Here is a 22,466-nt window from a genome sequence, read left to right as displayed (position 1 = left end):
GGGCGGCTACAGACGCGGGTCCACCGGCTCCGACTCCAGCGCCAGGACCGCGAACACCGCCTCGTGCACCCGCCACAGCGGCTCGCCCGCCGCGAGGCGGTCCAGGGCTTCGAGGCCCAGCGCGTACTCACGCAGCGCCAGCGAACGCTTGTGGCCCAGGAACCGGCCGCGCAGCCGCTCCAGGTTGTCCGGACGGGTGTACTCGGGGCCATAGATGATCCGCAGGTACTCCCGGCCGCGCACCTTCACACCCGGCTGCACCGGGCGCCCGTCACGTCCCTTCACCACCGCCGCGAGCGGCTTGACGACCATGCCCTCGCCGCCCGCCTCGGTCAGCCCGAGCCACCAGTCGACACCGGCCCGCACCGCGTCCGCGTCGGACGGGTCGACCACGAGGCGCCTGGTGCTCTGGAGCAGCCCGGTCGGGTCGTGCTCGACCAGCCGGTCGAGCCAGGCCAGCTGCCGGTCGTGCGGCACGGCCCCGAGCGACCTGCCGCGCGCCGCGAGCACCTGGAAGGGCGCGAACCGCACCCCGTCAAGGCCGTCCGTCGGCCAGCAGTACCGCCGGTACGCGTCGGTGAACGCGCCCGCGTCCACGGCCCGTTCGCGCTGCCGCTCCAGCAACTCGGCGACACCGGGCACCCCGCGCCCGGCCGCCCGCTCCAACGCCCCGACGACATCCGGGAACACGGCGCGCGCGGCCGCGCCGACCGCCGCGTACTGCGAACGGAGCAGCCCCTGCGACTTCAGCGACCACGGCATCAGTTCGCCGTCGAGCAGCAGCCAGTCGGTGTCCAGCTCCACCCACAGGCCGGCCGCGTCGATCGCCGCCCGCAGCCGCCCGAGCACCAGCTCGGTGGTGGCAGGGTCGTCGAAGAACGGCCGTCCGGTACGGGTGTGCACGGCGCCGGTCACCCCGTCGGCCACGGCCGTGCCGAACCGTTCCGCCGCGACCCCGGCGTCCTTGCAGACAAGCGCGACGGCCCGGGAACCCATGTGCTTCTCCTCGCACACCACCCGCTCGACACAGTCCGCCGCGTACTGCGCGAACGCCTCCGCCGGGTGCTCCAGATAGCCCTCCGCCCGCGACACGGCCGTCGGCGCCATCGTCGGCGGCAGGTAGCCGAGCAGCCGCGGATCGACCGCGAACCGGCTCATCACCTCAAGAGCCGCCGCCGCGTTCTCCTCGCGCACCGACACCTTGCCGAGCAGCGCGGTCTCCACGATCCGCCGCCCGTGCACGTCCTCGAGGTCCAGCGGCCGCCCCTCGTGCCCGCCCGGCGCCGCCGCGTCCGCGAGCAGCGGCCGTACCGGCTCGTACCAGACCCGCTCGGCCGGTACGTCGACCAGCTCGCGCTCCGGCCAGCGCAGCGCCGTCATCCGCCCGCCGAACACCGCACCGGTGTCCAGGCAGAGCGTGTTGTTGACCCACGAGGTGGTCGGCACCGGCGTGTGCCCGTAGACCACGGCCGCCCGGCCCCGGTACTCCTCGGCCCACGGGTAGCGCACCGGCAGCCCGAACTCGTCGGTCTCGCCCGTGGTGTCGCCGTACAGCGCGTGCGACCGCACCCGGCCCGAGGTGCGCCCGTGGTACTTCTCCGGCAGCCCGGCGTGGCACACCACGAGCCTGCCCTCGTCGAGGACGTAGTGGCTGACCAGACCGTCGATGAAGGCCGACACCTCGGCGCGGAACGCCTCGGGCTCGCGGCCCAGCTGCTCGATGGTCTCGGCGAGCCCGTGGGTCTCCTGGACCTTGCGGCCGCGCAGCCAACGGCCCAGCTTGTTCTCGTGGTTGCCGGGCACGCACAGCGCGTCCCCGGCCGCGACCATGCCCATGACGCGGCGCAGCACACCGGGGCTGTCCGGGCCGCGGTCGACCAGGTCGCCGACGAACACGGCGGTCCTGCCGTCCGGGTGGCGCCCGTCGACGTACCCCAGCCTCGCGAGCAGCGTGTCCAGCTCCGAGCGGCAGCCGTGCACGTCGCCGATGATGTCGAACGGTCCGGTCAGGTGCCGCAGGTCGTTGAACCGCTTCTCCCTGACCACCTCGGCCGCCGCCACCTCCGCCTCACCGCGCAGCACGTGCACCTTGCGGAAGCCCTCGCGCTCAAGTCCCTTCATCGAGCGGCGCAGTTCGGCACGGTGCCGCTGGATCACCCGGCGGGGCAGGTGCGCCCGGTCGGCGCGCCGCGCGTTGCGGTCGGCGCACACCTGCTCGGGCAGGTCGAGCACGACGGCGATCGGCAACACGTCGTACCGGCGCGCCAGTTCGACCAGCTGGCGGCGTGCCTCGCGCTGCACGTTGGTCGCGTCGACGACGGCGAGCCGCCCGGCCGCGAGCCGCTTGCCCACGATGTAGTGGAGGACGTCGAAGGCGTCCTTGCTGGCGCCCTGGTCGTTCTCGTCGTCGGCGACGAGCCCGCGGCAGAAGTCGGACGAGACGACCTCGGTCGGCTTGAAGTGCCGTTGCGCGAACGTCGACTTGCCGGAGCCGGTGGCGCCGATCAGCACCACGAGGGAAAGGTCGGTGACGGCCAGCGCACGCGGGGCGGCGGGGGCGGTGGCGTCGTTGTCGGTTTCGGTGTCGGTCATGCCGCGTCCTCCTTCGGGGCCCGGTCGGTCGTGGTGTGATCGATGGCGTCGTGCTCGATGGCGTCGTGCTCGGTGGTGGCGTGCTCGGTGCCGTCGGTCCGGGTGAACACTGCCATCTGGGTGGGCGGGCCGACCTCGGGGTCGTCCGGGCCGACCGGGGTGAACGCGACGCCGTAGCCGTACCGTGCGGCGACCTTCGCCGCCCAGTCACGGAACTCCGCCCGGGTCCACTCGAAGCGGTGGTCGCGGTGCCGCACCTGCCCGGCGGGCAGCGACTCCCAGCGCACGTTGTACTCGACGTTCGGCGTCGTCACGATCACCGTGCGGGGCCGGGCCGAGCCGAACACCGCGTACTCCAGGGCGGGCAGCCGGGGCAGATCGAGGTGTTCGATCACCTCGCTGAGCACGGCGGCGTCGTAGCCGGTGAGCCGCTTGTCGGTGTACGTGAGCGAGCCCTGGAGCAGCTTGACGCGGCCGGCCTGCCGCTCGCCCATCCGTTCGACCCGCAGCCTGCGGGAGGCGACCGCGAGGGCCCGCGCGGACACGTCGACGCCGACGACCTCGGTGTGGCGCACGTCCTTCAGCAGCGCCTGCACCAACTGGCCCTGGCCGCAGCCCAGATCGAGCACCCGGGCGGCGTCGTCGGCGCGCAGCGCGCCGAGGATCGCCTCGCGGCGTCGCTCGGCGAGCGGGACGGGACGGTCCTCGGTGTCGGTGGTCTCGTCGACGGCGTTGTCGACGTCCTCGACGTCCAGACCGTCCGCCTCGGCGAGCCGGACCAGCTCCAGACGCTCGTTCGCCGCGCGGGTCAGCCCCCAACGACGGGACAGATAACGGCTGGTGATCAGCTGCCGGTCCGGGTGGTCGGCGAGCCAGCCGTCCCCGGCGCGCAGCAGCTTGTCGACCTCGTCGGGCGCCACCCAGTAGTGCTTGGCGTCGTCGAGCACCGGCAGCAGCACGTACAGCTGGTTGAGCGCGTCGGCGAGCCGCAGCTCACCGGTCAGCACGAGCCGCACGTACCGCGAGTCGCCCCAGGCGGGGAACTCCGGGTCGAGCGCGACCGGTTCGGCGGACACCTCGGACCAGCCGAGCGGCCCGAACAGCCGGGCCACCAGGGCGGCGCCGCCGCGCGCGGGCAGCGCCGGGACCTCGATCCGCAGCGGCAGCGGGGCGGCGGCGCGCTCGGGCAGGGCGGTGCAGCTGCCGTGCAGGGCGGTCTTGAACACCTTGGCGAGGGCGACCGCGAGCAGCGAGGACGCGGCGTACGGCCGGTCGTTCACATACTGCGCGAGCGCCGCGTCCGGTGCGCCGCCGCGCCCCTTGCCCTTGCCACGGCGCACCAGCGCCATGGGGTCCACGTCGAGCAGCAGGGCGGCGGTGCACCGCGCCGCGCTCGCCTCGGGGTAGAGGACGTGCGCGGTACCGTGCGCGGTGGCGAAGGACTGCGCCTTCTCCGGATGCTTGTGCAGGAGAAAGCCCAGGTCGGTGGCAGGTCTCTCCGCGGTGCCGGTGGTGCTGATCGTCAGGAACATGCGTTCAAGGATGACCTCGGGGACCGCCCCGCCACAACGCATTTCAGCGGGGCGCGGCCCCGCCGGCGAGCGCCCGCGCGAGGGTGGCGACGGTGTCCGGGCCGACCCGGCAGCAGCCGCCGATCAGCCGGGCCCCCGCGGACCGCCAGCCGTCGGTGACCGCCGGGGCGAAGGTCGCGCCGCCGTGCCAGCGGCGGGTGCCCGCGTCCCAGCGCTCGCCGCTGTTGGGGTAGACCACGACCGGTTTGCCGGTCACGGCGGTGGCGATCTCGACGGCGTCGGCGGCGTCGGCCGGATCGCAGCAGTTCACCCCGACCGCCACCACCTGATCGACCCCTTCGGCGATCCCGAACGCGTCCTCAAGCCGCTGCCCGGCACGGGTACGGGCACCCTCCACCGTGTACGACAGCCACACCGGCACCTCGAACCGGCTCACCGCCCGCAACAGCGCCTCGCCCTCCTGCGCGTCCGGCACGGTCTCCAGAGCGAGCACGTCGGGCCCCGCCGCCACGAGCGCTTCGAGACGCGGCCGGTGGAAACGCTCCAGCTCGACCATCGAGAGCCCGTACCGGCCGCGGTACTCGCTGCCGTCGGCGAGCATCGCCCCGTACGGCCCGACGGACGCCGCCACCCAGATGTCCCTCGGGTGCCCGTCGGCCACCGTCCTGGCCAGCTCCACACTCCGGGCGAGCAGCCGGGCGACGTCCGTATGGTCGAGCCCGCGCCGCCCGAAGCCCTCGAAGGTGGCCTGATAGCTGGCGGTGATCAGAACCTGCGCGCCCGCCCTGGCGTAGGCCGCGTGGGCGGCCTCGATCTGCTCGGGCGCGTCGGCGAGCAGCCGCGCCGACCAGAGCGCGTCGGACAGGTCGCAGCCCTGCGCCTCCAGCTGATTGGACAACCCACCGTCGAGCACGAGCGCGCCCTCGGCGAGCGCGGCGGCGAGCATACGCGTCGGCCTCATCCCCCTGTCCTACCCACCAAGCACCCAGTCCTCTCCCGCCCGCGCAGCGCCCCGCATCCGCACCGCCCGCACCACCGCGTCAACCCCGACGTCAGCCGATGATCTCCGCAGGCTCGGTCGGGTGAATATCCACCCCCCTGACGGGCGGCATCTCGCCAGGCCAGTGACCGGCGGCGCCCGGGGGTCGTTGGCTCGGGCGGAGCCGGACCGCCCGGCCCGCGTGCCGGCGGAGGTTGTCGGTGCGTCGTTCTCTCGTGTGGGCCTTCGCTGGCCGAAGTGCCCCGGGCCGAGGAGGCCGCCATGTCCCAGGAAGCCGTGCCGGAACAGCCCGTACAGGCGCCGGCAGCGTCGGGCGGTGCCCCCAAGGGGCTGCTGCAGCAGATGGAGGAACTGATGGCGGCGCTGACCGCCGACCTGTCCCAACTCGACGCCGACCTGCAGTCCTCGGGCACCCCGCGCGACGCGGCGCATTCCGTCGACGAGCGCTCCGTCTGACGCCGGGGGCGGTCAGCGCGGGCCCGCGGTCGGGCCGGCGCGGCCCCGGGCGGGGTCGGGCGGGCGGTCGCGGGCCCGCTCGCGGTCGCGGACGGCGAGCCGCCGGAGCATGGCGCGGACGCGGTCGCCCGCCTCGTCGGCGGCGTCGATGGCTTCGATGCACTGCCAGTAGAGCCCTTCCTCGTCCGTCGCGCAGGCCACGCCGACCAGCGCGATGCCCACCTCGCCGAGCAGCGCGCCGAGCGCGGTGAGGGCCGCGCGGGCGTCCGTGACGGCGGTGAGCCGCGCGGCCCGTGGGCCGCCGCCGCGCAGCGCGGGGTGCTCGACCGTCGCCCGCCCGCCGCTCGTCTCACTGAGTCCCCGTGCCTCGCTCCGCAGCTCCAGCGGGCCGCAGAGCGCCAGCTGGCTTCCTATCGCCTGGGCGAGCGCCTGCGCCTGCCAGGCTTCCACCACGATGTCCAGTACGACCCGGGCCTCGGCCAGCTCGTGCCGCCCGGTCGCGATCAATCGCTCCGCTTCCATCAACGCCGCCCCCGTTCCCCTGACTTACCGCTCACTCATTCCATTACCCAGCGTGAGGCGGGCTGAGCCCAAACACCAGGGGAATTCGGAAATCTGTGGACAGGAAGCTTCTTGGGGAAAACTCGATCACTCCGAAGAGTGACGATGACTGTCGATGTCAGGTGACTCGGGGTGCTCGGCGGGCGTCGCCCCGGCCTCCTGACCGGCCGCGTCCGCATCACGGGCCGGTACCGGGAAGCGCGTCTCGTTGCGGTCGATCTTCGCGGCGAGCGCGGCGAGCGGGTCGACGCCCAACACCGCGCAGAACTGCAGCAGATAGGCGAGGACGTCCGCGACCTCGTCGGCGACCCGGTGCGCGCGGTCCGGGTCGGCCATCACCCCGGCCGCCTCCTCGGGCGTCAACCACTGGAAGATCTCCAGGAGTTCGGACGCCTCGACGCTGAGCGCGGCGGCCAGGTTCTTGGGCGTGTGGTACGGCTGCCAGGCGCGGGCCGCGGCGAAGTCGACGAGGCGCCGCTGCAGCCCGTCGAGGTCAAGGCCGGCCGAGGCCGGGCCCGACGCCGACGGCCTGAACGCCGACGGGCTGGACGCGGACGGGGTCTGATCAGGTTCGGTCACCCGCCAGGTCTACCACTGTCAACCCACCGGCCTCCGAGCCCCCCGGGAGGTCCCGTACCTGCTCCCCCACCGTCCCGACCAGACGCAGATGCCCCTCGGCGCAGATCTCGGCGGCGAGCGCCAGCAACGCGCGGGTCTGGCGCGGGTCCTGGCCCCGGTCGAGGCCGTCGGCGAGGACGGTCAGGGTCTGCATCGCCTGCGGGACCTCCGCGACCGGGTCGACGGCGAGCACGCCGGGGCCGGTGAGCAGGACGAGGCCGAGGGCGAGGGTGCGGAGTTCGCCGTCGCCGAGGCGGCTGAGCGGGGTGGCCGCCGCGGAGCCGCGGGCGGCGCGTTCCAGGACGGCCTGGACGAGCGAACCGTCCGCCGTCTCCCGTAAACCCAGCGAGGTGACGGGCCCCGGGCAGGTCGCGGCGGCGAACGCGGCGAGCCGGGCGTGCCGTCGGGGGCATTCGGCGGCGGTGCGGTGCAACACCTCGGCGAGGTTGCGGCAGTCGCGGCGCAGCCGTCCGGCGCCGATCGGGACCGGGGCGCGCATCCCGCGCGGCTGGGGGTCGCAGGCGAAGACGGCGCGGAGCCCGACGACGACCTGTTCGGCCGCGGCGAGGACTTCGCGCTGGCCCGGGGTCTTGCCCGCGACGCGCAGCGGCAGCAGGGCGGTGCCGAGGAGGTCGTCGGGGAACGGGGCGCGGGTGACGGGGGTGGTGCCCGCGGTGTGCCATTCAGCTTGGACGGTGCCGCGTCCGGGGTCGCGCAGCGCGGTGGTGAGGAGGGTGCGGCCGCCGGGTCCGGTGAGGCGTTCGCCGACGATCCGCAGGCTGGGTTCGACCTGGACGGCGAGGTCGAGGTCGACGGGTCCCGCGGGGCCGTCGACGGTGCAGCCGATCCGCAGGCCGCGCCTGCCCTGGGCGTCGGGGCGGGCGCGTTCGGGGATGCGGTCGGCGGCGTCGGGCAGCGCCTCGGCGAGTCCGGCGCCCGCGCCGAGCCCGGCGAGGATCTCGTACGCGCGCAGGGCGGTGGACTTGCCACTGCCGCTGGGGCCGCGCAGCAGGGTGACCGGGCCGAGCGGCAGGACGGTGCCGCGGTGCACGCCGAAGGAGGAGAGCCGGAGTTCGGTGACGGCGGGCCTGGCGACGGCGGCCGGGCGCGCGCCCGGCGGGTAGGCGCCCGGCGGGTGGGCGCCGCGTGGGCGCCGCCGGACGGCGCCCACCCCAACGCCCCCACCCGCACCCGCACCCGCACCCGCACCCGCACCCGCGCCCCCGCCCCCACCGGCGGTCGTCGTTCCGGACCCGGACCCGAACCCGGACCCGAACCCGGACGGGGCGCGGGGCGCTGCCCGCGGCCGCCCCTGCGCGGGGACGAGTCCCGGCGTCGGTACGGGCCCCGGCGCGGGACCGGCCGGCGGTTCGGCGGTGGGGTGGTACGTGCGGTCGGGGGCGTCGGGGGCGGTGCCGCCGGTGGTGGTCATGCCCGGACCGTACGCAGCCGCCCGCGCGCCGAACCGTTACGGCTGACGGACCTTCCTACGAACGAGGGACCGCGCCGGTGTCCACGCCGTCGTACCGCTCGGTGGCGGCGGAGCCCTCGGCGTCGTCCGAGCCCTCGGCGCCGTCGACCTCGGTGCCGGCCGGGGCGAGCAGGAAGACGTTCCGGTCGACGCGGTGCATCCCGCTGCCGAGGCCGAAGACGACGCCGCTGCTGAAGTCGAGGATGCGCTTGGCGACCTCGGTGTCCGCGCTGGTCAGGTCGAGCAGCACGGGGATCTGGGCGATGAGGTACTCGGCGACCTCGCGGGCGTCGGCGAAGACCTGGACGCGCAGCACGACCATCCGGCGCTGTTCGGCGGACTCGTACTGCTCGGGGATCGTGCGGTGGTCGACCCTGGACGGCCATTCGTCCCGGCCGCGCAGCGGGACGACCTGGGCCAGGCCCTCCCACTGTTCGTCGGTGACGTCGTACCTCTCGTACCTACTCATGCGCCCATCCTCCCGTTCCTCACCCGTTCGGCCCAACACCGACACGAACGGACTCGGTGCCCGGCCGTTCGACGGCACGGCCTATGATCTCCCGCCGCCGCACTCGGCACGGACTCCGACATGGGGGAACACTGTGGAACGACCTGATGACAGCCGGGCTTCGGTGCTGCGTTTCGCGACGGAGCTGGTGGCGTGGGTGGCGACGCCGTGGGCGCTCGCGGCGTACTCCTGGGTGCTGGCGGTGCTGTCGGTGGTGGTCCTGATCGGGCTGCCGACGGTGTTCTCGACGCCGGGCGACAAGGCGCAGGTGATCGTGGCGGTGCCGGGTGCGGTGACGATTCTGCTCGTGCTGACGCAGCTGGCGGCGGCGGTGGCCGCGGCCTGGGTGGTGTGGCCGGTCTGGGCGGCGGTGGCGGTGTCGGTCCTCGCGACGGCGACGCTGGTGACGGAACGGCCGCGGTGGCGTTGGCTGTCGGCGGCGCCGGAGGCCCCCGCTGACGCCCGTCGGCGCCCGCTGAGGTCGTAGGGGACCGCCCGGCGCACGGAGCGGGCCGTCCGCCGCCCCGTTGCCGCCGCTCACGGACTGGGGCGCCGGATCCGGCGCGTCCGGCCGCCCGGCCCGTCTACCGTGGCTCCATGTCCCTGTCCGACGTCGACGAACTGGTCGAGCGGTTGCGCGCACTGCCGCCGCACGTGCCCGGCGACGCGCGTGAACTGACCGCCGTGCTCGCCGAGCTGAAGGCCGCGGCGGGCCGCTGGGCGGACGTCCTGTACGAGCTGCGGGCGACGGCACGCGCGCATGCCGGGCCGCGCGCGGCGGCCGCGCTGGAGATCGCGTTCCGCAAGGCCGAGGAGTCGTACGTGGAGCTGGAGATCGCCCACGGCGACCTCCGGGACCTCACCCGCGGCGACCAGGACCCGGGCCTCGGCTGACCGGCGCGGCTGACCGGTACCGCCGACCGGTACCGCCGACCGGACACACGCCCGAAGCTCAGATGTTGCGCAAATTTGGGCCGCTGCGTGACAGGGCCCTGTCCGCCGGGTTTCCCGGTGCGTACACTCCACCGCGAAGCGTGATCATCGCCGGTCGGAGGACACGACATGAGTGCGGCTTCGAGGTGAACCAGAGTGAACCAGACGTACGGCATCGTGGCCGTCACCGCCGCGGTCCTGGCCACACTGGTGATCGGAGCGGCGGGGCTGCGGATCTCCCGCACCACCTCCGACTTCTACGTGGCCTCCCGCACCGTGCCGCCGCACCTCAACGCGATGGCGATCAGCGGCGAGTACCTGTCCGCGGCCTCGTTCCTCGGCATCGCCGGGCTCGTCGTCGCCCAGGGCCTCGACATGCTGTGGTTCCCGGTCGGGTACGCCGCCGGATATCTGGTCCTGCTGGTGTTCGTCGCCGCGCCGCTGCGCCGCTCCGGCGCGTACACGCTGTCCGACTTCGCCGAGTCACGGCTTGAGTCGAAGGCCGCCCGGCGGGTCGCGAGCGTGCTCGTCGTCGGGGTCGGCTGGCTCTATCTGCTGCCGCAGTTCCAGGGCGCGGGCCTCACCCTCGGCCTGGTCACCGGCGCGCCCGGCTGGCTCGGCGGGGTGCTCGTCGCCGTCGTCGTGACGCTCGCGGTGGCGGCGGGCGGGATGCGCAGCATCACGTTCGTGCAGGCGTTCCAGTACTGCCTGAAGGTGATCGCGCTGCTCGTGCCCGCGCTGTTCCTGGTGCTGGCCTGGCTCGGCGACCCGCGGCCGGTCGCCGCGCTCGACGAGCCACCGGCGTTCCGCGAGCAGACCCGGGTGACGGTCGAGCACACGGTACGGGTGCGGATCCAGGAGCCGTTGACGGTCGGGGTCACCGGGACGGTGGACGGCGCGCGGCACGACGGGGACCCGGTGGCGCTCGGCACCGGGGTGCACGAGATCACCGGCGGGACGACGCTGCGCTTCCCGCCGAAGGCGCGGGTGCCGCAGCGCGAGTCGGACGCCGGGCCGCGCGAGGGCGCGTCGAGCTGGGCCGCGCCGCTGTCCGGTGGCCGGGACGCCCACCCGCTGTACACCACGTACGGCGTGATCGTGGCGACCTTCCTCGGCACCATGGGGCTGCCGCACGTCCTGGTCCGCTTCTACACCAACCCCGACGGGCGGGCCGCCCGCCGCACCACCGTCATCGTGCTCGCGCTGGTCGGCGGCTTCTACCTGCTGCCGCCGCTGTACGGCTTCCTCGGCCGGATCTACGCCCCCGACCTCGTCCTCACCGGCAACACGGACGCCGCCGTGCTCGTGCTGCCCGAGCGGGTCATCGGCGGCGTCGGCGGCGACCTGCTGGGCGCCCTGGTCGCGGCCGGGGCGTGCGCCGCGTTCCTGTCCACGGCGTCCGGGCTCACGCTGTCGGTGGCGGGGGTGCTCAGCCAGGACGTGCTGCCGTCGCTCGGGGTGCGGCACTTCCGGCTCGCGACGCTGATCGCGGTCGCCGTGCCCGTCACGGTGAGCATGGCGGCGGGCGGGCTGCCGGTGGCCAACGCGGTCGGGCTCGCGTTCGCGGTGGCCGCGTCCTCGTTCTGTCCGCTGCTCGTCCTCGGCATCTGGTGGCGCGGGCTGACCGCGCCCGGGGCCGTCGCCGGGCTGCTCACCGGCGGCGGCAGCGCGCTGACCGCCGTCGCGCTGACCATCGCGGGGCCGTTCAGCGACGGCTGGGCGCACACGCTGCTCGCCTGGCCCGCGGTGTGGACGGTGCCGCTGGCGTTCGGAACGATGATCCTGGTCTCGCTCGCCACCCGGAACCGGATCCCGGCGGGCACGGACCTGGTGATGGCGCGGCTGCATCTGCCGGAGGAGCGACGGGCGGAGGAGCCGTCGGTGCGGTTCCGGCCGGTGTCGAACACGCGGGAGGCCCGGGAGGCCCAGGAGACGCGGCAGGCAGTGCCGGGACCGCGCCGCGCGGAACACGACGCCGCGCACGGCCCGGACCCGGGCACGTGACCCGCGCTCCGGGCCTCGATCAGGGGCCCGGCACGGGCGGCGCCCGGACCCGCCCCCGTCCTCGTACCTGGCGGCATCCCCGTACCCGGAGGAGCGACAGCGCATGACCGGCGCGGCCCGCAAGGCGGTCCGGCGGCACGGCGACTGCACCACCCTCGCCGAGGAGTCGCGCTCCGTCGAGCAGTCCTCGGAGCTGGTCCGCGCCCGGTTCGGGAACGGCTGGAAGTGACCTTCCAGGTCGCGCCCGAGGTGCTGTCGGTCGCGGTGCCGTGCCTCTGACTCACCTGCGGAGGTGAACCCTTGGTGCGCGCGCGCCGTTGACATGAACAGTCCGCAAGCACCTTCCTGCGAAAGGACACCCCCGATGCCCGGCATGCCCCTCCAGACCCCCATCCACACCCCCGAGGCACAGGCGACGTTCGACAAGGCGTACGCCGAACTCCTCCAGGAGGTACGGGTGGCACAGACCGGGGTCCAGTTCCTGCTCGGCTTCCTGATGACCCTGGCCTTCTCGCCGCGGTTCCTGGACATCACCACCGTGCAGGCGTACCAGTACGTGGTCACGCTGATGCTGGCGTTCGCCGCGGCGACGCTGCTCACCGCTCCCGCCCCGTTCCACCGGGTGGTGTTCCGGCACGGCCTGAAGCACCGGCTGCTGAGTCTGTGCCACGGGTTCGCACTCACCGGGCTCGCCCTGTTGATGCTGTCGATGACCAGCGCCTTGGTGCTCGTCGTGGACGTGGTGCTCGGCCCGTCGGAATCCGCGATCGCGGCGGTCGTGCTGTTCAGCGCGATGTCCTGGGTGTGGTTCGGGCTGCCGCTGTGGCAGCGGATGCGCCACGGCCGCCCGTTCCAGCAGCGCTGACCGTCCACGGACCCAGCGCGACGACGGCTCCTGTCGCACCCCGCCCGCCGCCCTCGACCTCCGCGCCGACGCCCGCCACCACCTGGCCTTCGGCTTCGGCGTCCACTGGTGCCAGGGGGCGACGCAGGCCCGGATGGAGCTGGAGATCAGGGGCGTGCCCCGGCCGTGCCGCCCGTGGGCGTGGGGGTCGTGGCCGGGTGGTGGACCGTCCAGCCGTCCTCGGTGAGGTGACGGGTCATCCGCGGGGCGGCCGAGGCGGCGACGAGCAGTTCGACCAGGCCGCTGCGTTCCGCCGGCGAATGGTCGATGGACACCTCCTCGACGTTGACGTCCAGATCGGCCACGCCGGACAGGAGACGGGCCAGTTCGCCCGCCTGGTCGCCGATGAGGACGTGGACGGGGGCGAGCCGGGACGGCTTCTCGCCGTGCTTGCCGGGGAGCCGGCCGTGGCCCGTCCGGCCGCGCCTCAGCAGGTCGGCGACCCGGGCCGCGCCCCGTACCCGGGTGTCGGTGTCGTCGGCGGTGAGGGCGCGCAGGGCGGCGACCGTCGTGGCGAGGTCCGCCGCCAGCGCCTCCAGGACCTCGGCGACCGGCGCCGCGTTGGCGTCCAGGATGTCGGTCCACAGCCGTGGGTCGCTCCCGGCGATCCGGGTGACGTCCCGCAGGCCCTGCCCGGCGAGCCGGGCCGCGTCGTCCGGCAGGTGGGCGAGGCGCGCCGCCATCAGGGCGGCGACCAGGTGCGGGGTGTGGGAGACCAGCGCGACCGCGCGGTCGTGGGCGTCGCTCTCCATGACCACCGGGACGGCGGCGCACAGCGCGACCACCTCAAGGGCGCGGTTCAGGGTGTCCTTGGAGGTTTCCGGGGTCGGGGTGAGGACCCAGGAGCGGCCCTCGAAGAGGGTGGCCGAGGCGGCGAGCGGCCCGGACTGCTCGCGCCCGGCCATGGGATGGCCGCCGATGTACCGGGCGGGGTCGGCGAGTTTGCGCACGTCCCGCTCGGGTCCGGTCTTGACGCTGGCCACGTCGGTGTAGCTGCGGGCCAGGCCGTTCGCCTGCTGGGCGGCGAGGACCTCGCCGACGTGGGCGGGCGGCACGGCCACCACGGCGATGTCCACGCGCTCGTCGGGCGCGCCGACGAGCCCGGCGCCGAGCGCGGCGGCCGTGCGGGCCGCCGACTCGTCGGCGTCGAGCAGGTGGACCCGTACACCCCGGTCCGCGAGCGCGAGCGCCACCGAGGTGCCGATGAGGCCGGTCCCCACCACCGCTGCCGTGCGGATCATCGGGTCTCCTCCAGGGGTGCGGCGGCGGGCAGCGGACGGTTCCTGTGCACGATGGACTCCTCGATGCGATGCGGGGCGGGACAGGTCGGGACGGGCCGGGTGCGGCGGGGGCGGGCGTCGCCGCCACCGCCGCGATGTGCCGATGTGCCGATGTGCCGGTGTGCCGGTGTGCCTGGGGTGGGTACGGGCTCACTCCGCCAGCAGGTCGGGCTCCTCGCGGACGATCTCGTCCCACAGCAACTGGAAGCTGAACCAGCCGAGTTGGGCGTCGCCGAAGCCCTCCCCGGCCGCCACGGCCTGCTCGTGCGTGAACGGCTTCGGCGTACCGGCGGCGTGCGCGAGCAACTGGACCTGGGCGCAGCTGTCGTACGTGAAGAACCAGTGCACGGCCTCGTCGAGGGAGCCGCCGACGGTGATCAGGCCGTGGTGGCGGAGCAGGATGGCCCGGTTGTCGCCGAGCTTCTCGGCGATGTCGCGGCCCTGTTCCAGGGAGACGGACGGGCCCTCGTAGTCCTCGTACAGCGTCTGCCGTCCGTAGAAGGCGGCCGATTCCTGGTCGATGGGTTCGAGCAGCCGGCCGAGGGAGCCGAGGGCGCGGGAGTGGGCGGTGTGACCGTGGGCGGCGGCGGTGGCCCCGGGCTGGAGCTCGTGGATCTGGGAGTGGATGACGAAGGCGCTGGGGTTGACCCGGTGCCTGCCCTCCACCACGCGGCCCTCGGCGTCGACGCGGATGAGGTCGCCGACGGTGACGTGCTTGAAGGAGACGCCGAACGGATTGACCCAGAACTGGTCGTGGTGCTCGGGGTCGCGCACCGAGATGTGGCCGGAGATGCCCTCGCCGAACCCGTACTTGCCGAACAGCCGCAAGGCCGCGGCCAGTCGCTGCTTGCGGTGCCGCCGGGTGTCGTCGGGGTCGGTGAACACCGGCTCGCCGGGGATCGGCAGTCCGGTCGCGGTGTCGGCGAGGAACTCCGCGCGGGGCGGCTCGGGGGTGGGGGCGGTCGTCGTGGTCATGCTGGCTTCCTCTCTCTGATCTCTGGGATCTGGGATCTGGGATCTGATCTCTGGGATCCGGGATCCGGGATCCGGGATCCGGGATCCGGGATCCGGGATCCGGGAAGGTGCGCTTAGGCGGGGAGCAGGACGTCCTCGGAGCGGGCCGCGTGGGTGTCCCGCGCGTGCTGGAGGATGGCGGCGACGATGTCCTCGGCGCGGTCCACCAGGGACGGGACGCCGAAGGTGAAGAAGAGCGAACCGGCGCCGATGGTGCCGAGCCCGTAGAGCCGCGGGTCGTGGCCGCCCGCGGTGACGAGACGGCTGGTGGCGCGGGCGAGGTGCAGTCCGCCGAGCGGGTGGCGGTCGGCGACGCCCGCCCGTGTCATCGTGGTCACCAGCGGCAGCGCGCCGGGGGTGATCCGGCCCTTGGCGGCGTTGACCGCGTTGACCACCCGGTCCGCGCCGAGCGGCGGCCCGTCCTCGGTGATCAGCTCGAAGCCGCCGGTGGCGCGTTCCGCGACCTTGCGCAGCCCGGCGTGGATGCTCAGGCGGCCCGCGTCGAGGAGTTCCAGGAGCACGGCGGCGCTGGCCGGCGGCATGGGGCAGCACAGGCTCATGATGGTGCGGTAGTGGGAGCGCAGCAGCTCGACCCGGTCGGTGTCGCGCAGCAGCGGCCACACGTCGGGGCCGATGTCGGGTACGGCGTGCTGGAGCACCCGCAGTCCCGGGTCGGGCGAGTCCACGGCGGCGAGCTGGCGCCGCAGCCGGTCCGCCGGGGCCTCCTTGTCGAGATGGGTGATCTCGGCGAGGACGGCGTCCAGGTCCGCGCCCGCCTCGCGGAGTTCGGTCCACACCATCCGCGCGAACTCGCCGAGGGTCAGCTCGTGGCCGCCCGCGGCCAGCGCCCGCATCCGTTCCTTGGTGAGGTGGCGGGGCCGGACCTCGATGGGCCGCTGCCGGACGCCGGGCAGCACGCCCCGCCGCGACAGCAGCCGGATGTGTCCCTGGTGCCCCTGGTCGGCGAGGGCCAGGATGATGTCGACGGCGGTCAGGCCGCTGCCGATGACCGCGACCTCCTCCCGGGGGCCGATCCCGCGCAGGCCGCGGGAGATCGGGTACGGGTCCGTGAGGTAGCCGGGGGCGCCGTCGAGGCCGTAGGCGTCCATGGGGCTGTCGCCGCCGACGCACAGCACGACGTAGTCGAACGCGCCCGCCGGGCCGCCGCCGGTGCGCAGGTGGACCTGGTCGGCGGAGCGCCGGGCCTCGGTGACCGCCGCGCCGACGAGGTCGACGCGCCAGCCGTTCCTGCGCAGTTCGCCGAGGGCCGCGTAGGCGGACTGCTCCAGGTACTCGCCGTAGACGGTGCGGGGCGGAAAGCGCGTACCGGAGTACGGGTCGGCGCTGGCGAAGCCTTCGACGACCCGCTCCCTCGTCTCCAGCCAGCGCCGGAAGTGTCCGGGGTCGCCGACGCGGACGGACATGTCCTCCGGCGGCGCATTCACCTTGATGGTGTCGATGTCGACCTGATAGGCCCGCCCGCGCCACAGATTCGGCGACGGCTCGAAGACCGTGATGCTGCCCGACGGGTTCTGCGCCTGGGCGAGTGCGTCGACGAGGCAGACGGCGGACGCTCCGCCGCCGACCACGGCGATCGATATTCCCGACATTTCTCAGCCACCTCTCGAATACTGGGGCCGCGGAGCTCCGCGGCCGGTCGCTCTTCCGGGCTCTCCCCGGGCTCTCCCCGGGCTCTTCCCGGGCTCCTCCGGGGCTCTCCCCGGGCCCTCCCGGGGCTCTTCCGGTCCGCTCACATCGCGTGCTGGTCGACGCGCCGGAACTTCCCGTGCAGGAACGTGAGCGCCGACCGGGAGTCGCGCACCCCGGCGCCGACGACCTCGCCGACGAACAGCAGGTGGTCCCCGGTGACGAGCTGGTCGTGGAGGCGGCACTCCAGCCAGGCGGCGGAGTCGAGGAGCAGCGCGCCGGTGTGCTCGCCGGGTTCGGCGGGCAGACTGCGCAGCGCCTTCTCGCGTTCCTCGGCGGGGCGGGCGAAGATCCTCGCGAGGTCCTCGCCGCCGCCGTCGAGAATGGAAAGGGCCCATACCCGGGACGCGAGCAGATCGGCCACGAACGTGGAATCGCGGCGGATACTCAGGGCCACGAGCGGCGGGTCGAGCGAGAGGGACGTCAGTGAATTGACGGTCAGCGCGTTGTGCCGACGCGTGGATTCCGTGTCGGAGTAAGTGCTGACCACGCAGACGCCGGTGGCGAAGGTACGCATGACGGAACGCAGATCGTCTTTCACGGCGATCGCGGGACGATCGGCCGATGACAGGTCACCCATGAAAGGTCCTCTCCGGCTGCGGAAATGGAGAAACTCGTTCTCCGTCGAAGACGTTACCGACCGGGTGAGTTCTTTCTTTGCAGAGGTGCGCACCGGAAATGTCCGGTCCACGCTTGTCCGGGGAATTCCGGTCCCGGAATTCGGGCAGCGAAAAGGCCGGTGCCCCGCCCGTTCCCGTACGAGGGAACGAGGGGGCGCCGGCCCGGTGTGGTGCTGGGCCTTCGGAGACCGGGTGGCCGTGGTTACCGGGTGGCCGTGGTTACCGGGTGGCCGAGGCGGCGGCCTCCGTGCGGCCGCGTGCCGAGGCGCGGAGCGCCGCGACGAGCGTGAGCACCATGGTGAGGACGGAGATGCCGGTGACCACGTAGAGGCCGTGGTGGTAGCCGGTCAGGGTGGCGGCGGTGTCGTTCTTGTCGGCGTCGCCCGCCATGGTGGCGGTGACGACCGCGAGGACGATGGCGGCCCCGACCTGGTAGCCGGTCTGCAGCACACCGGCCGCCAGGCCCTGCTCGGAGTCGTCCACGCCGTTGGTCGCCTGGACGTTGGCGGCGGGGAAGGAGAAGGGGAAGGCGATGCCGATGAGCACGATGCTCGGCAGGATGACCCAGAGGTACGAGGACGTCTCGTCGATCCGCAGGAAGAGCAGGTACGAGGCGGTGTAGGCGACGAAGCCCGCGAAGATCATCCACTGGATGCCGAAGCGCGCGATGAGCTTCCCGGCGCGCGGGGCGATCGTCATGATCAGCAGGCCGATGGGCAGGAAGGCGAGCGCCATCTCCATCGGCGACCAGTCGCGCAGCGACTGGAGGTAGAGGCCGCCGATGAACTGGAAGCTCATGTACGTGCCGAGGATGGCGGCGGCGACCAGGCTCGCGCCCACCAGGGCCCGGTTGCGCAGCAGTCCGAGGCGCAACAGCGGCTGGGCGGCCCGGCGTTCGACGACGACGAAGAGGGCGAGCAGGACGAGCGCGGCGGCCAGCGTGCCCAGGGTGCGCGCGGAGGTCCAGCCGGCGTTCGGGGCCTCGACGATCCCGTACACGAAGAGCAGCATCGCGGCGGTGACGCTGATGGCGCCGGTCACGTCGAACCTGCCGCCGCGCGCCGCGGAGCGCGGGTCGCGGGGCACCAGGGACAGCGCGCCGGCGAAGGCGATGACCGCGACGACGACCGGCAGCAGGAAGGTCCAGCGCCAGCTGATCGAGGTGAGGGCGCCGCCGACGATGACGCCGGTGGAGTAACCGACGGCGCCGCAGGCGGTGTAGATGCCGACGGCGCGGTTGCGCTGCGGGCCCTCGGCGAAGCTGGTGATGATGATGGAGAGGCTGGCGGGTGCGGTGAACGCGGCGCCGATGCCCATCACGAACCGGGCCACGATCACCACGATGCCTTCGTGGGTGAGGCCGCCGACCAGGGATCCGACGGCGAAGACGGCCACGCCGAGGAGGAACATGCGGCGGCGGCCGAGCAGGTCGGCCATCCGGCCGCCGAGCAGCAGGAAGCCGCCGAAGCCGAGGACGTACGAACTGACCACCCACTGCACGGACTCGGTGCTCATGCCGAGGTCCGCCTGGATGGGCGGGACCGCGATGCCGACCATGATGTTGTCGAGCGCGTCGAGGAAGAACGCGGCGCAGACACTGACGAGCAGACCCCACTCGCGAAGGCCCCACTTGCCGCCGTTCGCCGCGCCTCCGTTCGCCGCGCCGGAGCCCGCGTCGCCACCGTCCGCCTTGCCGGTGCCCGTACCGCCCGCTCCGGCGGGCGTCGCACCGACCTCTGCCTCACTGGGAGTTGCTGTCATCTCGCTGTCCTCATCATCTCGTCGGTTGCCGGTCACTTCAGGTCCGTCGCCCGGCCGGGCGGTCGGCGGGCGGGCCAACACGGCCAACACCCCGCCCGCCGACCGCCGTTCACCGTGCCGGTGTCAGCCCTTGAGCCCGAGGGGGAACGGCGCCAGCGGCGTCCCCCCGAGCAGATGCGCTCCCGCGGACTGCACGATCTGCTCCTGCGCGAGGATGTGCTGGCACATCGTGTGCAGGTCGCGGTACCAGCGGTCGAGCGGGGAGGTCCGGTAGATCGAGGCGGTGCCGACCAGGTCGGCGAGCCGGGTGACGATCGACCGGGCGGTCTTGAAGGCGTTCACGCGGGCCAGCGCGGACGACACCTGCTGGTCGGGTGTGGCCGGGACGCCGGACGACAGCCGGTCCCACAGGTCGTCGAGCGTGCCGTAGACGGCGTAGCGGGCCGCGGCCAGCTCCATCTCGGCCTGGCCGATGGCCGTCTGCACCCGGTAGCTCTCGGCCCACGGGACTCCGGTGCCCTTCTCGACCCGCCCGACCGCCAGCTCGCGGACGTGGTCGAGCGCCGCCCGCGCCACACCCAGCGGCACCCCGGGCACATTGCCGAGGAACGCGTCGGGGGCGGACAGCGGGCCGGAGCCGCGCGGGGTGGTGAAGTCGAAGGTGTTGCGCTCCGGCACGAACAGGTCGACGGCCTGGTAGTCCATGCTGCCGCTGCCGGCGAGGCCGGTGGTGTGCCAGGTGTCGACGGGCTCGATGTCCCGGCGCGGGACCATCATCAGGCGCCAGTTCACCGGGGCGCCGCCGGGGCCCGGCTCCGGCTCGCCGTCGGTGTGCACCACGCAGCCGCCGACGACCCAGTCGGCGTGGGTGACGCCGCTGCCGAACGGCCAGCGGCCGTTGACCCGGTAGCCGCCGGGCACCCGGTCGGCGCGGCCGACGGGGAAGATCAGGCCGGCGGTGATGGCGTCCGGGTTGGCGAGCATCTCCCGGGACACGGACTCGTCGAGATAGCCCGCGTAGATCCAGGTGTCCATGCCGATCATGCCGCACCAGCCGGCCGCCGAGTCGCCGTACGACAGCGCCTCGACGACCTCGCACTGCTGGGCGAAGGTCAGCTCGGGCCCGCCCCACTCCTTCCGCATCCCGATGCGGAAGACGCCGGTGCCGCGCACCAGCTCGACGACGTCGGCGGGCAGCCGCCGGTTGCGGGCGATCTCCTCCGAGCGCTCGCGCAGCAGCGGGGCCACGGCCCGCGCCCGCGCCAGGATCTCGGCCGGGGTGTTGGGGACGCGCTGGTCGCCCGTCGTGGGATCGAGAGTCTGCGTGACAGTCATGGAACCCCTCCAGTACGTGCGTGCTCATGTCTGTTCGGGCGCGCCGTCCGGGCGGTGGAGCGGCAGAGGAGCCTGCCGGGCGGCGCCGTCCTCACGCTAGGGACGGCGACCTCTCGCCTTTGACGTGTACGCGCACGCGTTCTGATCCGTCCGCACACACCGCAGGGTCTAACCAACGGAATCGACTTTAGAGGTTAGAGATACACCGCTGCAACCGGTCACGTACGCTTGAGTGGTTAGAAGCGGAGCGCCGGGCCGCGCCTTGGCGCGATGCGGACCATGGCGGGCGGGCCATGGCGGCCGGGCCGGGAGCGGGCCGACCGGGGCGAGCCTGCGCCGGGCCGCGCGCGTGCCGCGTCCGCACCGGGCCGGAAGGAGGCGGGTGTGCGATGAGCGATGCCGATCCGCGCCTGCCGGGCGCCCACCTCGGCCGGCCCCTGGGGATCCCGCTCGGGCTGCCGCCCGGGCTCCCGCGCGACCTCGGCCGGCCCCTCGCCCTCGACCTCCTGAACACCCGGCGGCAGGAGGACGGGCGGCACGAGGACCTGCTCACCACTCCGGCCGGACTGCACACCTGGCTGGCCGGTCACGGCCTGGCGGACCGCTTCCCCGCCGACGCCGCGTCCCTGGATGCGGTACGCGCCACCCGGCGCGCGCTGGCGGCCGTCCTCGCGGCACCGGACTCCGCGGCGGCCGCCGGGCAGCTCGACGCGATCCTGCGGCGGGGCCGGATCCGGCCCACGCTGACCGCCGAAGGGCCGGGCGAGCGGGCCGAGTTCGCGGATCCGTCCTGGGGCGCCGCGTGGACGGCCGCGCACGACTTCCTGCGCCTGCTCGCCACGGCCCCGGACCGGATCCGCCGCTGCGGCCGCCCGGACTGCGCCCGGTACTTCCTCGACACCTCGCGCAACGGCACCCGCCGCTGGTGCTCGATGGCGCGGTGCGGCAACCGCGCGAAGGTGGCGCGCCACTACGCCAGACAGCGGGGCACGCGATGAGGGCGGGTGCGCCGGTGAAAGCGGGTGCGCCGGTGAAAGCGGGTGCGCCGGTGCGGGCGGGGCGCGCGGCGAGGGCGGGCACGGGGCCGGGACGGCCCGTACACCTCCCGGCACTTGGAACGCCAGAAGTCCACCAGCGAAGGGACATCCATGGATCCACGCATCCGCCACCGCACGGTCGCCGTGCAGGGGCTCGACGTGTTCTACCGGGAGGCCGGCGCGCCCGACGCGCCGGTCCTGCTGCTGCTCCACGGCTTCCCGGCCAGCTCCCGGTCGTTCCGCGACCTCATGGGCCGCCTCGCGGGCCGCTTCCGGGTCATCGCGCCGGACCACATCGGCTTCGGGCACTCCGCGCGGCCGTCCCCGGACGCGTTCGACTACACCTTCGCCCGACTGGCGGAGATCACCGACGCGTTCACCCGGCGGCTCGGGCTGACCCGCTTCGCGCTGTACGTCCACGACTACGGCGCGCCGATCGGCTGGCGGCTCGCGAGCGCCCACCCCGAGCGGGTCACGGCGATCGTGAGCCAGAACGGGAACGCGTATCTGGACGGCCTGGTACCGGAGTTCTGGAAGCCGGTCCGCGCCTACCTGGACGACCCGAGCCCGGCGAACGAACCGGCCGTGCGCCAGGCGCTGACCCCGGAGGGGGTGCGCTGGCAGTACGCCCACGGGGTCCCGGACGAGAGCCTGCTCGACCCGGACGCCTGGCACCTCGACGCGGCGGCGCTGCGCCACCCGGGCAGCGTCGACGTACAACTCCGGCTCATCCGGGACTACGCCAGCAACCTGGACAACTACCCGTTGTTCCAACGGTACTTCCGGGTGAGCCAGGTGCCGTTGCTGGCCGTCTGGGGAGCCCACGACGAGATCTTCGGCCCGGAGGGCGCGCGGGCGTTCCGGCGCGATCTTCCGGAGGCCGAGGTGCGGCTGCTGCCGACCGGGCACTTCGCCCTGGAGACGCACTGCGCCGAGATCGCGGAGCTCGTCGAGGACTTCCTCGGCCGACGGCTGCCCGCCTGAGCGGCGGCCACGGCCGGGGGGGGGGGGGGCCCCCCCCCCCCCCCCCCCCCCCCCCCCCCCCCCCCCGGGGGGGGGGGGCCCCCCCCCCCGGCGCCGCCCCCCCCCCCCCGCCCCCCCCCCCCCCGCCCCCCCCCCCCCCCCCCCCCCCA

Annotated in this window: 21 protein-coding genes; 8 read left to right on the top strand and 13 right to left on the bottom strand. The window is 74.0% G+C overall.

Annotation, left to right across the window (positions count from 1 at the left end; translation table 11 throughout):
- Positions 1-6 precede the first annotated feature (6 nt).
- The 3 genes from ACIPXM_RS07055 to mmuM are packed head-to-tail and all read right to left on the bottom strand — an operon-like array spanning position 7 to position 5,085.
- Positions 7-2,592: a polynucleotide kinase-phosphatase gene (locus ACIPXM_RS07055; RefSeq protein ID WP_401652843.1), complete on the bottom strand. Its 2,586-nt coding sequence runs from the start codon at positions 2,590-2,592 to the stop codon at positions 7-9.
- On the bottom strand, positions 2,589-4,124 hold the full coding sequence (locus ACIPXM_RS07050) for a 3' terminal RNA ribose 2'-O-methyltransferase Hen1 (protein WP_401652842.1): 1,536 nt from the start codon (positions 4,122-4,124) through the stop codon (positions 2,589-2,591). Before ACIPXM_RS07050 ends, ACIPXM_RS07055 begins: the two co-directional genes overlap by 4 nt.
- 43 nt (positions 4,125-4,167) lie before the next feature.
- Positions 4,168-5,085 carry a homocysteine S-methyltransferase gene (gene mmuM, locus ACIPXM_RS07045; RefSeq protein ID WP_401652840.1) on the bottom strand — a complete coding sequence of 306 codons (918 nt, stop codon included), beginning with the start codon at positions 5,083-5,085 and terminating at the stop codon, positions 4,168-4,170.
- Positions 5,086-5,385: 300 nt separating this feature from the next.
- Here mmuM and ACIPXM_RS07040 point away from each other — a divergent pair, with 300 nt between their 5' ends.
- Positions 5,386-5,580 carry a hypothetical protein gene (locus tag ACIPXM_RS07040; protein ID WP_401652838.1) on the top strand — a complete coding sequence of 65 codons (195 nt, stop codon included), beginning with the start codon at positions 5,386-5,388 and terminating at the stop codon, positions 5,578-5,580.
- Positions 5,581-5,592: 12 nt separating this feature from the next.
- Here the strand turns inward: ACIPXM_RS07040 and ACIPXM_RS07035 are convergent, their stop codons facing one another.
- From ACIPXM_RS07035 to ACIPXM_RS07020, 4 genes are all read right to left on the bottom strand, one after another.
- Entirely contained in the window at positions 5,593-6,102 is a 510-nt protein-coding gene (locus tag ACIPXM_RS07035; protein ID WP_401652836.1) for a DUF6099 family protein, read from the bottom strand.
- Positions 6,103-6,228: 126 nt separating this feature from the next.
- Entirely contained in the window at positions 6,229-6,624 is a 396-nt protein-coding gene (locus ACIPXM_RS07030) for a nucleotide pyrophosphohydrolase (protein WP_401653657.1), read from the bottom strand.
- Positions 6,625-6,706: 82 nt separating this feature from the next.
- Positions 6,707-7,930, bottom strand: coding sequence for an ATP-binding protein (locus ACIPXM_RS07025; protein WP_401653655.1), 1,224 nt, complete (start codon positions 7,928-7,930; stop codon positions 6,707-6,709).
- Positions 7,931-8,246: 316 nt separating this feature from the next.
- Positions 8,247-8,699: a cell division protein SepF gene (locus ACIPXM_RS07020; RefSeq protein ID WP_401652834.1), complete on the bottom strand. Its 453-nt coding sequence runs from the start codon at positions 8,697-8,699 to the stop codon at positions 8,247-8,249.
- 133 nt (positions 8,700-8,832) lie between these two features.
- On the opposite strand from ACIPXM_RS07020, the gene ACIPXM_RS07015 reads away from it, so the two are divergent.
- The 5 genes from ACIPXM_RS07015 to ACIPXM_RS06995 all read left to right on the top strand — a co-directional run bounded on the left by ACIPXM_RS07015 (position 8,833) and on the right by ACIPXM_RS06995 (position 12,540).
- On the top strand, positions 8,833-9,225 hold the full coding sequence (locus tag ACIPXM_RS07015) for a hypothetical protein (RefSeq protein ID WP_401652832.1): 393 nt from the start codon (positions 8,833-8,835) through the stop codon (positions 9,223-9,225).
- A gap of 110 nt (positions 9,226-9,335) precedes the next feature.
- A complete protein-coding gene (locus ACIPXM_RS07010; RefSeq protein ID WP_401652830.1) occupies positions 9,336-9,632 on the top strand; it encodes a hypothetical protein in 297 nt (98 codons plus the stop codon).
- A gap of 195 nt (positions 9,633-9,827) precedes the next feature.
- Positions 9,828-11,675: a cation acetate symporter gene (locus ACIPXM_RS07005; RefSeq protein ID WP_401652828.1), complete on the top strand. Its 1,848-nt coding sequence runs from the start codon at positions 9,828-9,830 to the stop codon at positions 11,673-11,675.
- A gap of 103 nt (positions 11,676-11,778) precedes the next feature.
- On the top strand, positions 11,779-11,904 hold the full coding sequence (locus ACIPXM_RS07000) for a hypothetical protein (RefSeq protein WP_401652826.1): 126 nt from the start codon (positions 11,779-11,781) through the stop codon (positions 11,902-11,904).
- A gap of 135 nt (positions 11,905-12,039) precedes the next feature.
- Positions 12,040-12,540 (top strand): DUF6328 family protein, encoded by a 501-nt coding sequence (locus ACIPXM_RS06995; RefSeq protein ID WP_401652824.1) that lies wholly within the window; start codon positions 12,040-12,042, stop codon positions 12,538-12,540.
- A 146-nt stretch (positions 12,541-12,686) separates the two neighbouring features.
- On the opposite strand, the gene ACIPXM_RS06990 is transcribed toward ACIPXM_RS06995, so the two are convergent.
- The 6 genes from ACIPXM_RS06990 to ACIPXM_RS06965 form a co-directional block, all read right to left on the bottom strand.
- On the bottom strand, positions 12,687-13,817 hold the full coding sequence (locus tag ACIPXM_RS06990) for a prephenate dehydrogenase (protein ID WP_401653654.1): 1,131 nt from the start codon (positions 13,815-13,817) through the stop codon (positions 12,687-12,689).
- Between the two features lie 192 nt (positions 13,818-14,009).
- Positions 14,010-14,834, bottom strand: coding sequence for a class II aldolase/adducin family protein (locus ACIPXM_RS06985; RefSeq protein WP_401652823.1), 825 nt, complete (start codon positions 14,832-14,834; stop codon positions 14,010-14,012).
- Between the two features lie 113 nt (positions 14,835-14,947).
- On the bottom strand, positions 14,948-16,483 hold the full coding sequence (locus ACIPXM_RS06980; RefSeq protein WP_401652821.1) for an FAD/NAD(P)-binding protein: 1,536 nt from the start codon (positions 16,481-16,483) through the stop codon (positions 14,948-14,950).
- 140 nt (positions 16,484-16,623) lie between these two features.
- Positions 16,624-17,160, bottom strand: a complete 537-nt coding sequence (locus ACIPXM_RS06975; RefSeq protein ID WP_401652819.1) for a flavin reductase family protein — start codon at positions 17,158-17,160, stop codon at positions 16,624-16,626.
- Between the two features lie 259 nt (positions 17,161-17,419).
- Positions 17,420-18,961, bottom strand: coding sequence for an MFS transporter (locus tag ACIPXM_RS06970; protein ID WP_401652818.1), 1,542 nt, complete (start codon positions 18,959-18,961; stop codon positions 17,420-17,422).
- 123 nt (positions 18,962-19,084) lie between these two features.
- Complete coding sequence (locus ACIPXM_RS06965; RefSeq protein WP_401652816.1) at positions 19,085-20,296, bottom strand: acyl-CoA dehydrogenase family protein; 1,212 nt, start codon at positions 20,294-20,296, stop codon at positions 19,085-19,087.
- A 389-nt stretch (positions 20,297-20,685) separates the two neighbouring features.
- On the opposite strand from ACIPXM_RS06965, the gene ACIPXM_RS06960 reads away from it, so the two are divergent.
- Positions 20,686-21,294 carry a CGNR zinc finger domain-containing protein gene (locus ACIPXM_RS06960; protein ID WP_401652814.1) on the top strand — a complete coding sequence of 203 codons (609 nt, stop codon included), beginning with the start codon at positions 20,686-20,688 and terminating at the stop codon, positions 21,292-21,294.
- A 150-nt stretch (positions 21,295-21,444) separates the two neighbouring features.
- The gene (locus ACIPXM_RS06955; protein WP_401652812.1) at positions 21,445-22,317 is read left to right on the top strand and encodes an alpha/beta fold hydrolase; all 873 of its coding nucleotides are present in this window, start codon (positions 21,445-21,447) and stop codon (positions 22,315-22,317) included.
- The last annotated feature ends 149 nt before the right edge of the window (positions 22,318-22,466 follow it).

The organism is Streptomyces sp. NPDC090025 (assembly GCF_044748125.1).
Classification (GTDB): domain Bacteria; phylum Actinomycetota; class Actinomycetes; order Streptomycetales; family Streptomycetaceae; genus Streptomyces.
This window is presented reverse-complemented; position numbering and strand designations above follow the sequence as displayed.

Coding starts and splice junctions, on each gene's coding strand:
- ACIPXM_RS07055 (WP_401652843.1), bottom strand. CDS start 2,592: ATGACCGACACCGAAACCGACAACGACGCCACCGCCCCCGCCGCCCCG.
- ACIPXM_RS07050 (WP_401652842.1), bottom strand. CDS start 4,124: ATGTTCCTGACGATCAGCACCACCGGCACCGCGGAGAGACCTGCCACC.
- mmuM (WP_401652840.1), bottom strand. CDS start 5,085: ATGAGGCCGACGCGTATGCTCGCCGCCGCGCTCGCCGAGGGCGCGCTC.
- ACIPXM_RS07040 (WP_401652838.1), top strand. CDS start 5,386: ATGTCCCAGGAAGCCGTGCCGGAACAGCCCGTACAGGCGCCGGCAGCG.
- ACIPXM_RS07035 (WP_401652836.1), bottom strand. CDS start 6,102: ATGGAAGCGGAGCGATTGATCGCGACCGGGCGGCACGAGCTGGCCGAG.
- ACIPXM_RS07020 (WP_401652834.1), bottom strand. CDS start 8,699: ATGAGTAGGTACGAGAGGTACGACGTCACCGACGAACAGTGGGAGGGC.
- ACIPXM_RS07010 (WP_401652830.1), top strand. CDS start 9,336: ATGTCCCTGTCCGACGTCGACGAACTGGTCGAGCGGTTGCGCGCACTG.
- ACIPXM_RS07000 (WP_401652826.1), top strand. CDS start 11,779: ATGACCGGCGCGGCCCGCAAGGCGGTCCGGCGGCACGGCGACTGCACC.
- ACIPXM_RS06995 (WP_401652824.1), top strand. CDS start 12,040: ATGCCCGGCATGCCCCTCCAGACCCCCATCCACACCCCCGAGGCACAG.
- ACIPXM_RS06985 (WP_401652823.1), bottom strand. CDS start 14,834: ATGACCACGACGACCGCCCCCACCCCCGAGCCGCCCCGCGCGGAGTTC.
- ACIPXM_RS06980 (WP_401652821.1), bottom strand. CDS start 16,483: ATGTCGGGAATATCGATCGCCGTGGTCGGCGGCGGAGCGTCCGCCGTC.
- ACIPXM_RS06975 (WP_401652819.1), bottom strand. CDS start 17,160: ATGGGTGACCTGTCATCGGCCGATCGTCCCGCGATCGCCGTGAAAGAC.
- ACIPXM_RS06970 (WP_401652818.1), bottom strand. CDS start 18,961: ATGACAGCAACTCCCAGTGAGGCAGAGGTCGGTGCGACGCCCGCCGGA.
- ACIPXM_RS06965 (WP_401652816.1), bottom strand. CDS start 20,296: ATGACTGTCACGCAGACTCTCGATCCCACGACGGGCGACCAGCGCGTC.
- ACIPXM_RS06960 (WP_401652814.1), top strand. CDS start 20,686: ATGAGCGATGCCGATCCGCGCCTGCCGGGCGCCCACCTCGGCCGGCCC.
- ACIPXM_RS06955 (WP_401652812.1), top strand. CDS start 21,445: ATGGATCCACGCATCCGCCACCGCACGGTCGCCGTGCAGGGGCTCGAC.